General features: G+C 73.9%; 1 protein-coding gene. It reads left to right on the top strand.

Going from position 1 to position 15164, the window contains the following annotated elements:
• Positions 1-26 precede the first annotated feature (26 nt).
• Positions 27-14960: a type I polyketide synthase gene (locus tag IEY78_RS14325; protein WP_189098159.1), complete on the top strand. Its 14934-nt coding sequence runs from the start codon at positions 27-29 to the stop codon at positions 14958-14960.
• Positions 14961-15164 lie beyond the last annotated feature (204 nt).

A 15164-nucleotide genomic window follows, 5' to 3' on the forward strand; every position in this document is an offset into this window, starting at 1 on the left:
CCGGTTTCTTGAAGGGCTGACGCTACATGGACAACGAGGGCAAGCTCCGCGACTACCTCAAGCGGGTCACCACGGACCTGCGGCAGACCCGCCGCAGGCTGGAGGAGGTGGAGTCGCGGGAGCACGATCCCATCGCGATCGTCGCCATGGCCTGCCGCTTCCCGGGAGGAGTCGCCTCGCCGGAGGAACTGTGGCAGCTGCTGGCCGACGGCACCGACGCCATCGGGCCCATGCCGACCGACCGCGGCTGGGACGTGGACAAGCTGTACGACCCGGACCCCGACCGGGCCGGCAGCAGCTACGTCCGGCAGGGCGGTTTCCTCTACGACGCCTCGGAGTTCGATGCCGGCTTCTTCGAGATCTCTCCGCGCGAGGCTCTCGCGATGGACCCGCAGCAGCGGCTCCTGCTGGAGACCTCCTGGGAGGTCTTCGAGCGCGCGGGCATCGACCCGACCTCGGTACGCGGCAGCGCGGGCGGCGTCTTCGTCGGATCCAGCAACCAGGGCTACGCCGCTGCCGCCGACGGCAGCACCGCCCCCGAGGGCGTCGAGGGCCATCTGCTGACCGGAGGCTCGGCCGCCGTGCTCTCCGGACGGCTCGCCTACAGCTTCGGGCTGGAGGGCCCGGCCGTCACCGTCGACACCATGTGCTCGTCCTCGCTGGTCGCCCTGCACCTCGCCGTCCAGGCGCTGCGGCACGGCGAGTGCGAGATGGCGCTCGCCTGCGGAGCGACCGTGATGTCCTCGGCACGGAACTTCGTGGAGTTCAGCCGACAGCGGGGACTCGCCCGCGACGGCCGCTGCAAGCCGTTCGCCGCGGCCGCCGACGGCACCGCCTGGGGCGAAGGCGTCGGCGTCCTGCTGCTGGAACGCCTCTCGGAGGCCCGCCGCAACGGCCATCCGGTCCTCGCGGTCATCCGCGGCAGCGCCACCAACCAGGACGGTGCCTCCAACGGTCTGACCGCGCCGAACGGCCCCTCGCAGCAGCGGGTGATCCGTGCCGCGCTGGCGAACGCCGGTCTGTCGGCCGCCGAGGTGGACGCGGTGGAGGCGCACGGTACGGGTACGTCCCTGGGCGACCCGATCGAGGCGCAGGCACTGCTGGCGACGTACGGGCAGGAGCGGGAGTCGGACCGGCCGCTGTGGCTCGGCTCGTTCAAGTCGAACATCGGCCACGCACAGGCCGCCTCCGGCATCGCCGGAGTGATGAAGATGGTGCAGGCGATCCGCCACGGCGTGCTGCCCGCGACGCTCCATGTCGACGCGCCCTCACCGCATGTCGACTGGTCGACGGGGAACGTCCGGCTGCTCACCGACGAGACGGCCTGGCCCGAGACCGAAGCACCCAGGCGCGCCGGTGTCTCGTCCTTCGGCGGCAGCGGCACCAACGCCCATGTCCTGCTCGAACAGGCACCGGCGGAGGAGCCGGCCGACGAACCGGCCGACGAACAGCCCGTGCAGGACGCTTCCGCAGCGGCCGCCCCCACGGAGGACGCGGCTCCCGTCGCGCTGCCCTGGGTGGTCTCCGGGCGTTCCGCGACGGCCCTGCGCGCACAGGCGGACCGACTCGCGTCATGGGCCGAGACCGCCGGACAGCCGTCGGCGGACGTGGCACATGCGCTGGTCACCAGGCGTGCGGCCCTGGAGCACCGGGCCGTCGTGGTGGGATCCGACCAGGACGCACTGGTCGCCGGACTGCGTGCCGTGGCGGAGGGCGAGACCCCCGCCGGCGCGGTGGTGGGCGACGCGGGAACCTTGGAGGGCGACGCCGATGTGGTGTTCGTCTTCCCGGGGCAGGGGTCGCAGTGGGTTGGGATGGCGGTGGAGTTGCTGGACTCCTCGCCGGTGTTCGCGGGTCGGTTGGCGGAGTGTGGGACGGCGTTGGAGCCGTTCACGGACTGGTCGTTGAGCGCGGTGTTGCGGGGGGCTGGGGAGGCTCCCGGGCTGGACCGCGTCGATGTGGTCCAGCCGGTTTTGTGGGCCGTGATGGTGTCGCTGGCCGAGGTCTGGCGCTCCCATGGTGTCGAGCCTGCTGCGGTGGTCGGTCACAGTCAGGGTGAGATCGCGGCGGCCTGTGTCGCCGGGGCGTTGACCCTGGAGGACGGCGCCCGGGTTGTGGCGCTGCGCAGCCAGGCCATCCGCGCGCTCTCCGGCCGTGGCGGGATGGTGTCCGTCGCGCTGTCCTCGTCCGATGTGGCGAAGCTGATCGAGCCGTGGGGTGGTCGGGTCTCGGTCGCGGCGGTCAACGGGCCCACTTCGGTGGTGGTCTCCGGTGACGCTGATGCGCTCGATGAGCTGATGGACGTGTGCCGTGAGCGCGAGATTCGGGCCCGTCGCATCGACGTGGACTACGCCTCGCATTCGGCTCATGTGGAGTCGATCCGTGACGAGCTGCTCACCGTCTTGGCGCCGGTGGTGCCCAGGGCGTCGGAGGTGCCGTTCTTTTCGACGGTGACGGGGGAGTGGCTGGACACGGCGGAGATGGATGCCGGGTATTGGTTCACGAATCTGCGGCAGACGGTGCGGTTGGAGCCTGCGGTGCGTGCGCTGTTGGCGTCGGATCATCGGGTGTTCGTGGAGGTCAGTCCGCATCCGGTGCTGACGATGCCGGTGCAGGAGACCGCCGAGGCGGCAGGCAGCGATGCTGTGGTGACCGGGACCCTACGCCGCGACGACGGTGGTCTGTCGCGGCTCTACACCTCGCTCGGTGAGCTGTATGTGCGGGGCGTGGACGTGGATTGGTCCCCGGCCTTCGCCGCGCCCCGGCCCAAGGTCGTCGACCTGCCCACCTACGCGTTCCAGCACCGCCGCTATTGGTTGGAGTCGGGTCAGTCGTCGCCGGATGGTGTGGTGGATCCGGTGGATGTGCGGTTCTGGGATGCGGTGGAGCGGGCGGATGTGGAAGGTCTGGCGGCGACGTTGGGTCTGACGGATTCGGGTGCGTTGGGTGAGGTGTTGCCGGCATTGTCGTCGTGGCGGCAGGGTCGGCAGCAGCGCAGCACGGTCGACGGTTGGCGCTACCGGATCGCCTGGCGACCCCAACCCGAGCCGGAGGGCGGCAAGTTGGCGGGCTCGTGGCTCGTCGTCGTGCCCGCCGACCACCTGGGCGACGACCGCGTACGGGCCACTCTTCAGGGCATGGGGGACCACGGCGCCGAGGTCGTGCTCCTCGTCCTGGAGGAGTCGGCCACCGACCGTCAAGCAGTGGCCGACCAGCTGCGCGGCTCCCTCGCGACCGGTGCTCCCAGCGGTGTCGTCTCCTTCCTCGCGCTGGACGAGCGGCCGCTGACCGGGCATCCCGAGGTCAGCGTGGGGCTGGTCCAGTCCGTGGCGCTGATGCAGGCGCTCCTCGATGTCGACATCGAGGCTCCGCTGTGGCTGCTCACGACCGAGTCCGCCGCCACCGGATCCGATGACGACGTGCGACACCCGCTCCAGGCAGCCGTCTGGGGTCTGGCGCGCGTGTTCGCCCTGGAGCACCCCAAGCAGTGGGGCGGCCTCATCGACCTGCCTTCCGCGCTGGACGACCGCGGGGCGGCCTTGCTGTCCGGGGTCCTCGCCGCGGGCGGGGACGAGGACCAGCTCGCCCTCCGCGGCTCCGCACTCCTCACCCGCCGGCTCACCCGCGCCCCACTGAACGGCGACGCGCCGGCCACCCCCTGGCGCACCAGCGGAGCCGCGCTGGTCACCGGCGGTACCGGCGGTCTCGGCGCGCACACCGCCCGGCTGCTCGCCCGTAACGGTGCCGAGCACCTGGTCCTCACCAGCCGACGCGGCCCGGACGCACCGGGTGCGGCCGAACTGCGCGCCGAACTGGCCGAGTTGGGGGCTCAAGTCACCATCGCCGCCTGCGATGTGACGGACGCCGACGCGCTGGCCGAGCTGGTCGCCCGGGTCGAGTCCGAGGGCCCGGCCATCCGCTCCGTCGTGCACACCGCCGGCGTCGGCCTGCTCGTGCCGCTCGCCGACACCACTCTGGAGGAGTTCGCCGAGGGCGCCCGCGCCAAGTTGCTCGGGGCCCGCAACCTCGACGCGCTCTTCGACCGTGACGGACTGGACGCGTTCGTGCTGTACTCGTCCGTCGCCGGCACCTGGGGCAGCGGCGACCACGGCGCCTACGCCGCGTCGAACTCCTACGTCGACGCCCTCGCGGCACACCGGCGCGCCCGCGGCCTGACCGGCACCTCGATCGCCTGGGGCATCTGGAGCCCGGAGGGCGGCGGCATGGCCGTCGATGTCGTCCAGGAGCAACTGCGCTGGCGCGGCATCCCGTTCATGCCGGCGCAGCTGGCCGTCATGGGACTGCAGCAGGCGCTCGACCACGATGAGACGTTCCTCGCGGTGGCCGACATCGACTGGGAGCGCTTCGTCCCCGTCTTCACCGCCGCGCACCGCCGCCCGCTGCTGCACGAGGTCCCGGAGGTTCTGCGGGCACTGGAGGCCGACGAGGCCGACACGGACGCCGCCGAGAACACCTCCGAGTCGCTGCGCTCCCAGCTCGCCGGGCTCCCTCCCGCCGAACGTGAGCGGCAGCTCTCCGACCTCGTGCGCAAGCAGGTCGCGGCCGTCCTCGGGCACGCGGACACCTCGGAGGTCGAGGTCGGCCGGGCCTTCCGCGAGCTGGGCTTCGACTCCCTCACCGCGGTGGAGCTGCGCAACCGGCTCAACACGGCCACCGGACTGAAACTCCCCGCCACCGTGGTCTTCGACCATCCGACCGTGAAGGCGCTCGCCGGGCATCTGGAGACCACCCTCGTCGGACACGGTGCCGGCGGTGGCGCCGCTCTGCCCGTACCGGCCGCCGCCCCGGAAGCCGCGGCCCCCGTCGCCCCGGCCGAGGACGACGCGATCGCGATCGTGTCCATGGCCTGCCGGTACCCGGGTGGCGTGCAGTCGCCCGAGGACCTGTGGCAGCTGGTGCGGGACCGGACGGACGCGATCTCGGAGTTCCCCGCCGACCGCGGCTGGGACCTCGACGCGCTCTACGACCCGGACCCGGACCGCACCGGCACCTGCTACGTCCGCGAAGGCGGATTCCTCGACGCGGCCGGTGACTTCGACCCCGAGTTCTTCGGGATCTCCCCGCGCGAGGCCCTCGCCATGGACCCGCAGCAGCGGCTCCTCCTGGAGACCTCCTGGGAGGCGATCGAGCGCGGCGGCATCGACCCCAAGACGCTCCGGGGCACCCCGACCGGCGTCTTCTTCGGCGCCGCCTACCAGGGATACGGCAACGGCGAGGCACCCGAAGGCCTGGAGGGGCACCTCATCACCGGAACGGTGACCAGCATCGCCTCCGGCCGTATCTCCTACACCCTCGGACTGGAAGGCCCCGCGGTCACGCTGGACACCGGCTGCTCGTCCTCGCTGGTGTCGCTGCACCTGGCCGTCCAGGCGCTGCGTTCGGGGGAGTGCTCCCTGGCGATCGCCGGAGCCGCGGCCGTGATGAGTGAACCGATCGGCCTCGTGGGCTTCAGCCGGCAGCGGGGGCTGGCGCGCGACGGCCGCTGCAAGCCGTTCTCGGCCTCCGCCGACGGCATGGGCATGGCCGAAGGTGTCGGCGTCCTGCTCGTGGAACGCCTCTCGGACGCCCGCCGCAACGGCCACCGCGTGCTGGCGATCGTTCGCGGCACGGCCATCAACCAGGACGGCGCCTCGAACGGTCTGACCGCACCCAACGGCCTGTCCCAGCAGCGGGTGATCCGCGCCGCGCTGGCGAACGCCGGTGTGTCGACCGGTGACGTGGATGCCGTGGAGGCGCACGGTACGGGTACGTCGCTGGGCGATCCGATCGAGGCGCAGGCGCTGCTGGCGACGTACGGGCAGGAGCGGGCGGCGGACCGGCCGCTGTGGCTCGGCTCGGTGAAGTCGAACATCGGACACAGCCAGGCCGCCTCCGGCATGGCCGGTGTCATCAAAATGGTGCAGGCACTGCGCCACGGAGAAATGCCGGCGACGCTCCATGCCGACGAGCCGTCGCCGCATGTGGAGTGGTCGTCGGGCGCGGTGGAACTCCTCACCGAGGCCCGGCCGTGGGCGTCCGAAGACGGCCGTCCGCGCCGCGCAGGCATCTCCTCGTTCGGCGTGAGCGGGACCAATGCCCATGTGATCGTCGAGCAGGTGGCGGAGGCCGAGCCGGCGCACGCAGACGCCGGGCCGGCCACCGAAGCGGCCCCGGTCGTGCCGTGGGTGGTGTCCGGGCGTTCCGCCGAGGCGCTGGTGGCGCAGGCGGAGCGGCTGGCGTCGCGGGTGGCCGACAGTGACTGGTCGCCGGTGGAGGTGGGCTGGTCGTTGGCGGCCACGCGGTCGTCGTTCGAGCACCGGGCCGTGGCCGTGGGCTCGGATACCGACGAACTCACCACGCAGCTAGGGGAATTGAAGCCCAGCGCTGCGGCGGGCGATCCGGGCCGTACGGTGTTCGTCTTCCCGGGGCAGGGGTCGCAGTGGGCCGGTATGGCGGTGGAGTTGCTCGATTCCGCGCCGGTGTTCGCTGGTCGGTTGGCGGAGTGTGAGGCGGCGTTGGAGCCGTTCACGGACTGGTCGTTGAGTGAGGTGCTGCGCGGGGTTGAGGGCGCGCCTGGGCTGGACCGCGTGGATGTGGTCCAGCCGGTGTTGTGGGCCGTGATGGTCTCGCTTGCCGAGGTCTGGCGCTCTCATGGTGTCGAGCCTGCCGCGGTTGTCGGTCACAGTCAGGGTGAGATCGCCGCGGCGTGTGTCGCTGGTGCGTTGAGCCTGGAGGACGGCGCCCGGGTGGTGGCGCTGCGGAGCAAGGCCATCCGTGCCCTTTCCGGTCGCGGGGGAATGGTGTCCGTGGCTCTGCCCTCGTCGGAGGTCCCGGAGCTTGTCGAGCCGTGGGGCGGACGCATTTCCATGGCTGCCGTCAATGGCCCCACTTCGGTGGTGGTCTCCGGTGACGCTGATGCGCTCGATGAGCTGATGGATGTGTGCCGTGAGCGCGAGGTTCGGGCCCGTCGCATCGATGTGGATTACGCCTCGCATTCGGCTCATGTGGAGTCGATCCGTGACGAGCTGCTCGACGTTTTGGCGCCGGTGGTGCCCAGGGCGTCGGAGGTGCCGTTCTTCTCGACGGTGACGGGGGAGTGGCTGGACACGGCGGAGATGGACGCCGGGTACTGGTTCACGAATCTGCGGCAGACGGTGCGGTTGGAGCCTGCGGTTCGTGCGCTGTTGGCGTCGGATCATCGGGTGTTCGTGGAGGTCAGCCCGCATCCGGTGCTGACGATGCCGGTGCAGGAGACCGCCGAGGCGGCGGACGCCGATGCGGTGGTGACCGGGACTCTGCGCCGCGATGACGGTGGTCTGTCGCGGCTCTACACCTCCCTGGGCGAGGCGTATGTGCGGGGCGTGGACGTGGACTGGTCCGCCGCCTTCGCCGCGCCCCGGCCCGCGATCGTCGACCTCCCCACCTACGCCTTCCAGCACCGCCACTACTGGCTCGAATCGCACAAGTCCGGTGCAGCCACGGCCGATTCGGTACCGGTCGACGCCGCCGACGCCCGCTTCTGGGAGACCGTCGAGCGCGGCGACGCGGACACGCTGGCCGAGACGCTCGGGCTGTCCGACGACGGCGCGCTGCGCGAGGTGCTGCCCGCGTTGTCGCTGTGGCACCAGCAGCGGCAACAGCGCAGCACCGTCGACGGCTGGCGCTACCGGATCGTCTGGCGGCCCCGGCCGGAGTCCGAGCGCACCGCGCTGGACGGCACCTGGCTGGTCGTCGTGCCGGACGGCCACCAGGAATCAGCCGTGGCCGAGGGGGTCGACCGTGCGCTGCGGTCGGGCGACGCGGACATCCGGACCCTGATCGTCGGCAGCGAGGACGCCGACCGGGAACGGCTCGCGGAGCGGTTGCGGGACGAGGCGGAGGCGGCCGGCGGGACGATCGCCGGGGTGCTGTCCCTCGTCGCGCTGGACGAGCGGCCGTGGACCGCCGCGGAGTCCCTGCCGGGCGGGCTGGTGCTGATGACCTCACTGCTTCAGGCGCTCGGTGGCGCCGGGATCGACGCGCCGCTGTGGTGTGCGACGCGCGGCGCGGTGTCGGTGAACCGTGCCGAGGCCGTCGACCGTCCGACGCAGGCGATGGCGTGGGGGCTGGGCCGGATCGCCGCCTTCGAGTATCCGCAGCGGTGGGGCGGACTCGTCGACCTGCCGGGCGAGTTGGACGACCGGGCCGGGCGCCGGCTGGTCGCCCTGCTGGCGCAGGGCACCGGCGAGGACCAGGTGGCGCTGCGCGCTTCCGGTGTCTTCATCCGGCGGATGCTGCGGTCGCTGCCCGCGGACCGGCCGGCCGGAGAGGGCTGGCGGCCGCGCGGCACCGTCCTGGTCACCGGCGGTACGGGCGCGCTGGGCGGACATCTCGCCCGCTGGCTCGCCCGCAACGGCGCCGAACACCTCGTACTCGTCAGCCGCCGGGGCCCCGAGGCGCCGGGTGCCGACGCGCTCGTAGAGGAACTCGCCGGGCTCGGGGCACAAGCGACCGTGCGGGCATGCGACGTCGGCGACCCGGCGGCGGTGACGGCGCTCCTGGAGAGCCTGCCGCCTGAGCAGCCGCTGACGGCCGTGGTGCACACCGCGGGCGTCCTCGACGACGGGGTGATCGACCAGCTCACCCCGGACCGCGCCGCGACGGTGTGGGAGCCCAAGGCGGGGGCCGCGTTCGCCCTGCACGAGGCGACCCGGCACCTGGACCTGTCGGCGTTCGTGCTCTTCTCGTCCATGGCGGGCACGCTCGGCGGGCCCGGCCAGGGCAGCTACGCGGCGGCGAATGCCTGTCTCGACGCGCTCGCCCTGCGGCGCCGCGCCGAGGGCCTGCCCGCCACCTCGATCGCCTGGGGCGCCTGGGGCGGCGGCGGTCTGGTGAGCGAGGAGTTGGCCCTGCGGCTGCGCCGCGACGGTGTGCCGCCGATGGATCCCGACCTGGCCGTCTCCGCCCTGCAGACGGCGCTGGACGATCAGGAGACGTTCCTGGTCGTCGCGGATGTCGACTGGCACAAGGCACCGGCCCGGCAGGTCGCCGCGGTCAGTGAGCTGCCGGAGGTCCGGGCGTCGGCCGGGGCGGACGCGGACGGGGCGGCGGTGCGCGGCGACGCCGCGCCGCTCGTCGCGCGGCTGCGGGAACAGGCACCGGTGGAGCGGCGCGCCGCGCTGCTGGACGAGGTCCGGGCCGCGGCCGCGGCCGTCCTCGGCTACGACCGGCCCGACGCGCTCCCCGCCGACCGGGCGTTCCGCGAGCTGGGCTATGACTCGCTGACCGCGGTCGAGCTGCGCAACCGGCTCGCCGAGGCGACGGGGCTGCGGCTGCCGGTCACCCTGGTGTTCGATCACCCGACGGCGACCGCGCTCACGTCCTTCCTCCACGACGGCCTCTTCGGCGCGGAGCCGGGGACCCCGGACCGGGCCGCGGTCGCCGTTCCGGCCGAGGACGATCCGGTCGTCATCGTCGGGATGAGCTGCCGCTACCCGGGGCGGGCCGACTCGCCCGAGGAGCTGTGGCGGCTGCTCGACGAGGGCACCGACGCCGTCTCGGGCTTCCCCACCAACCGGGGCTGGGACATCGAGCGGCTCTACGACCCGGACCCCGACAAGCCGGGCACCTTCTACGCCCGCGACGGCGGATTCCTCTACGACGCCGACCACTTCGACCCGGCGTTCTTCGGGATCTCCCCGCGTGAGGCGGTCGCCATCGACCCCCAGCAGCGGCTGCTGCTGGAGACCTCCTGGGAAGCGATCGAACGGGCCGGCATCGACCCGGAGGCGCTCCGGGGCACGGCGGCCGGCGTCTTCGTCGGTTCGAACTACAACGACTACGGCTCCCGGGCGCACACCGCCCCGGAGGGCATGGAGGGATACCTGGCGACGGGCAGCGCGAGCAGCGTCGCCTCCGGCCGCATCGCCTACACCCTCGGGCTGGAGGGGCCGGCCGTCACGGTGGACACCGCGTGTTCGTCGTCGCTGGTCGCCCTGCACCTGGCGGCCCAGGCCCTGCGGTCCGGCGAATGCTCGCTGGCGCTGGCCGCCGGTGTGACCGTGATCTCGACCCCGCAGACCTTCATCGAGTTCAGCAGGCAGCGGGCGCTCGCTCCCGACGGCCGCTGCAAGGCGTTCTCGGCGGACGCCGACGGCGCCGGATGGGCCGAGGGCGTCGGTGTCGTGCTGCTGGAGCGGCTCTCCGAGGCCCGTCGGCGCGGGCACCCGGTGCTGGCCATCGTCAAGGGCACGGCCGTCAACCAGGACGGCGCCTCCAACGGCCTGACCGCGCCCAACGGACCGGCCCAACAGCGCGTCATCCGCCGGGCGCTGGCCCACGCGGGCCTGTCCGCCGGCGACGTGGACGCCGTCGAGGCGCACGGCACCGGCACCCAGCTGGGCGACCCGATCGAGGCGCAGGCGCTCCTGGCCACCTACGGGCAGGAGCGGCCGGCGGAGCGCCCGCTGTGGCTCGGCTCGGTCAAGTCGAACATCGGGCACACCCAGGCCGCGGCCGGGGTCGCCGGCGTCATCAAGATGGTGCAGGCCATGCGGCACGGCGTGCTGCCCCGCACCCTGCACGCCGCGCAGCCCTCGCCGCACATCGACTGGTCGGCGGGGAACGTGCGGCTGCTGAACGAGCCGCAGGAGTGGACACCGGGCAACGGCCCGCGCCGCGCCGGTGTCTCCGCCTTCGGCATCAGCGGCACCAACGCGCATGTGATCCTCGAAGAGCCCGAGCCCGAGCCCGAGCCCGAGCCCGAGCCCGAGGCCGAGCCCGAGCCCGAGCCGGTGGCCGTCGAGACCGGCGCCGCGCCGCAGGACCTGCTGCCGGCGGACGCCGCCGCTCCCGCGGCCGTCGTCCCCTGGCTGCTGTCCGCGCGGGGCACCACGGCGCTGCGGGCCCAGGCCCGACGGCTGGCCGACCACCTCGCCCGCAACCCCGGGCTCGCGCCCGCAGATGTCGCCCTGTCCCTGGCCACCTCGCGCACCGCGTTCGAGGACCGGGCGGCCCTCGTCGGCCGGGACACCGGTGAACTGGGCGAAGCGCTCCGGGCGTTCGCGGACGGCCAGGAGCACCCGAGGGCCGCTGCCGGGCGCGCCCGGACCGGAAAGCTCGCCTTCCTCTTCCCGGGGCAGGGATCGCAGCGCGCCGGGACCGGACGGGCCCTCTACGCCACCCACGACGCGTTCGCCGACGCCCTGGACGCGGCCTGCGCACACCTGGACGGCCACCTCGACCGGCCCCTGCGCGAGGTGCTCTTCGCTGAGCCCGGCACGCCCGACGCCGAGCTGCTCGACCGCACCGTCTACACCCAGGCCGGACTGTTCGCCCTCGAAGTGGCCCTGTTCCGGCTGCTGGAGAGCTACGGCGTGCATCCGGACCTGCTGCTCGGCCACTCGATCGGCGAGTTGGCCGCCGCGCATGTCGCCGGGGTCTTCTCGCTGGCCGACGCCTGCCGCCTGGTCGCGGCCCGCGGCCGGCTGATGCAGTCCCTGCCCGCCGGCGGCGCCATGGTGTCCGTCCAGGCGGCCGAGGAGGACGTGCTGCCGCTGCTCGCGCCGTACGGGGACCGGGTCGTGATCGCGGCCGTCAACGGACCGGCCGCCGTCGTCCTCAGCGGCGACGACGACGCCGTCACCGAGGTCACCGGACAGCTCGCCACCGCGGGCCACCGCACCAAGCGGCTGCGGGTCAGCCACGCCTTCCACTCCGCCCACATGGACGCGATGCTCGACGAATTCGCCTCCGTGGCGGCCGAGTTGACCTACCAGCCACCGGCCGTCCCCGTCGTCTCGAACGTCACGGGACGCCCGGCCACGGCCGAGGAGCTGTGCAGCCCCGCCTACTGGGTGCGGCACGTACGGCAGGCGGTCCGGTTCCACGACGGGACCCGGACCCTGGAGGAACTGGGCGCCCGGACCCTGCTCGACCTCGGGTCCGGGGTACTGACCGCCATGGCCGACGAGTGCCTGACCACGGACGGGGTCACCCTCGGCGCGCTGCTGCGCCGCGACACCGACGAGTCGGAGTCGCTCACCACCGCCCTCGCCCAGCTGCACCTGCACGGCCACGGCCCGGACTGGGAGCGCTACCTCGCGCCCACGGGCGCCAGGCGGGTGCCGCTGCCGACCTACCCGTTCCAGCGGCAGCGGTACTGGCTGGAGGCCGGCACCGATCTGACGGACGTCGCCGCCGCGGGACTGGAGGCCGCCGGCCATCCCCTGCTCGGCGCGGCCGTGCCGCTCGCCGGGTCCGACGGAGCCCTGTTCACCGGGCTGCTCTCGGCGGGCCGCCAGCCCTGGCTGGCCGACCACGCCCTGGACGGCACGCTGCTCTTCCCCGGCACGGGATTCCTGGAACTCGCGCTCCAGGCCTGCGAACGGACCGGCGCCGGCCACCTGGAGGAACTCACCCTGCAATCGCCCCTGGTGCTGCCGGAGGACGGCACCGTGCAGCTCCAACTCACCGTCGGGGAGCCCGACGCGACCGGGCGCCGCCCGCTGTCCGTGCACTCGCGCCCCGCGACCCGCCCGGAGGACGAGGAAGCGCCCTGGACCCGGCACGCCGAGGGCACCCTCGCCGACGGCCCGCCCGAGACCGAGGCGCCCGCCGACCTCACCGCCTGGCCCCCGCCCGGCGCCGAGCCGGTCGATGTCTCCGACCTCTACGAGCGCACCGCCGCCAACGGCTTCGCCTACGGCCCGGCCTTCCGCGGACTGCACACCGCCTGGCGCCGCGGCGACGAGGTGTTCGCCGAGGTCGCCCTGCCCGAGCAGCACCGCGACACCGGATTCGTACTGCACCCGGCGCTGCTGGACGCCGCGCTGCACACCGTCGCCCTGGCCGCCCCCGACACCGAACGGGCCGTACTGCCCTTCAGCTTCCGGTCGGTCAGCGCGGCACCGGCGGCCCACCCGGACACCCTGCGGGTCCGTCTCGACCGGCAGGCCGACGACACCTACGCGGTGCAGCTGGCCGACGCGTCGGGCGCCCCGCTCGCCGCGATCCCGGCGCTCGTCCTGCGGCCCGTTGACCCCGCCCAACTGGCCGCCGCAGCAAACGGGTCGGCCGACCTGTACCGGATGGACTGGACGGACCTGGCGCTGCACGGACATCCGGCCGAGCCGTACGCGGTCCTCGGCACGGACGGGATACCGGAGCTGCCCGAGGGGCACGGCGACCGGTACGCGGACCTGTCCGCGCTGGCCGCCGCCGTCGACGCCGGGGCCGAAACGCCCGCCACGGTCCTCGTCGGCTGCCCGCCGGCCGCCGGCGACCCGGCCGAGGCCACCCGGCGGGCCGTGCACCACGCCCTGGCGGTGGCGCAGGCCTGGCTGAACGACGAGCGGTTCAGCGCCTCGCGGCTGGTGCTGTGCACCCGCGACGCCGTGGCCGACCGGCCCGGCGCGCCGGTCTCCGGCCTGCCGCAGTCCGCCGTCTGGGGTCTGATCCGCACCGCCAAGGCGGAGAACCCCGGCCGCTTCGCCCTCCTCGACCACGACGGCACGGCGTCCTCCGCGGCCGCACTTCCGGCCGCCCTGGCCAACGGCGAGCCGGAGATCGCCCTGCGCGGCGGCACCGCCCGGGTGCCGCGCCTGGTACGGGCCCGGGCGGCCGAGCCGTTCCGGGGGCTCGGCGCCGGCGGCACGGTACTGATCACCGGGGCCGGCGGCATGCTCGGCCGGCTCGTGGCCCGTCATCTGGTGACCGCGCACGGCGTGCGCGGGCTGCTGCTCGCCAGCCGCCGCGGGCGCACCGCGGACGGGATGCCCGAACTGGAGAAGGAGCTGCGGGAACTGGGCGCGGAGGTCGAGATCGCCGCCTGCGACCTCGCCGACCGGGACGACACCGCCCGGCTGCTGGCCTCCGTGCCGGCCGAACGCCCGCTCACCGCGGTCATCCACACCGCGGGCGTGCTCGACGACGGGGTGCTCGGTTCGCTGACGCCCGACCGCATGGACACCGTGCTGCGGGCCAAGACGGACGCCGTCCTGCACCTCGACGAGCTGACCCGCGAGCTGGACCTGACGGCGTTCGTCCTGTTCTCCTCGCTCGCCGGCACCTTCGGCGGCGTCGGGCAGGGCAACTACGCGGCGGCCAACGCGTTCCTCGACGCCTTCGCGCACGCCCGCCGGGCAGCCGGCCGGCCCGCCGTCTCCCTCGCCTGGGGCCTGTGGGCCGAGCGCAGCGGGATGACCACCAAGCTGGACGAGAGCGACCTGCACCGGATGGCCCGGGGCGGGGTGCGGCCCATGCCGTCGGACCAGGCGCTGGCGCTGCTCGATGCCGCACTCGCCGCGGACGAGGCGTTCCTCGTCCCGGCCGGGCTCGACCTGGCGGCGCTGCGGAGCGCGGCGGGGGAGGTGCCCGCGCTGCTGCGGTCGCTGACCGGGACGCGGACCCGCACCCCGGCCGGGCGGCCCGGCCCCGCGCCCGCCGCGGACGCCGTCCCGCTCGGCGCCCGCCTCGCCGCACTGCCCGAGCGGGACCGGCACCAGGCGGTGCTCGATACCGTCCTGGGCCAGGCCGCGCTGGTCCTGGGCCATGCCTCGGCCGACGCGGTCGACCCCGAGCGCGGCTTCCTGGAGCTGGGCTTCGACTCGCTGACCGCCGTCGAGCTGCGCAACCGCCTCACCACCGCGACCGGGATCAGGCTGCCGGCGACCCTGCTGTTCGACTACCCGGAACCGGGCGCCCTCGCCGACCACCTGCTCGGCAAGCTCGCCGCCGCGGTGGAACAGCAGCCGGCCGCGGGCGGCCCCGCCTCCGGTCCGCTGGACGCGTGGGAGGCGCAGACCGAGCGGCTCCTGGCCGACACCGCCGCCAGGACCGAGCTGCGCGGCCGCCTCCAGGGCCTCATGGACCGGCTCGACAGCCTCCCCGAGGACCCGGACACCGCGCTGGAGAGCCGCCTGGACCAGGCGTCGGACGACGAGCTGTTCGACTTCATCGAGCAGGAACTCGGCGGATCATGACGCGCTGAGCGCCCGCACACCGGCTCCGGCCCGCCCACCGAGGGCGGCCGGAGCCGGTCTCGTCATACAGCGCGGACAAGGGCCGCCGTCCCCGGGCCGCGCCCCTGCACAGCGCGCCGCCGGACGCCCGGCAGCCCCCGTCGAGACCGGTCCGGCACCTCCTAGGGGTTCTCTTAGAGTCCCCGGCCAGCGCTCAAAACGGCC

The organism is Streptomyces kronopolitis (assembly GCF_014646275.1).
Taxonomy (GTDB): Bacteria; Actinomycetota; Actinomycetes; order Streptomycetales; family Streptomycetaceae; genus Streptomyces; species Streptomyces kronopolitis.

Excerpts from the sequence above, each read along its gene's own strand:
- IEY78_RS14325 (WP_189098159.1), top strand. The coding sequence starts at position 27 with ATGGACAACGAGGGCAAGCTCCGCGACTACCTCAAGCGGGTCACCACG.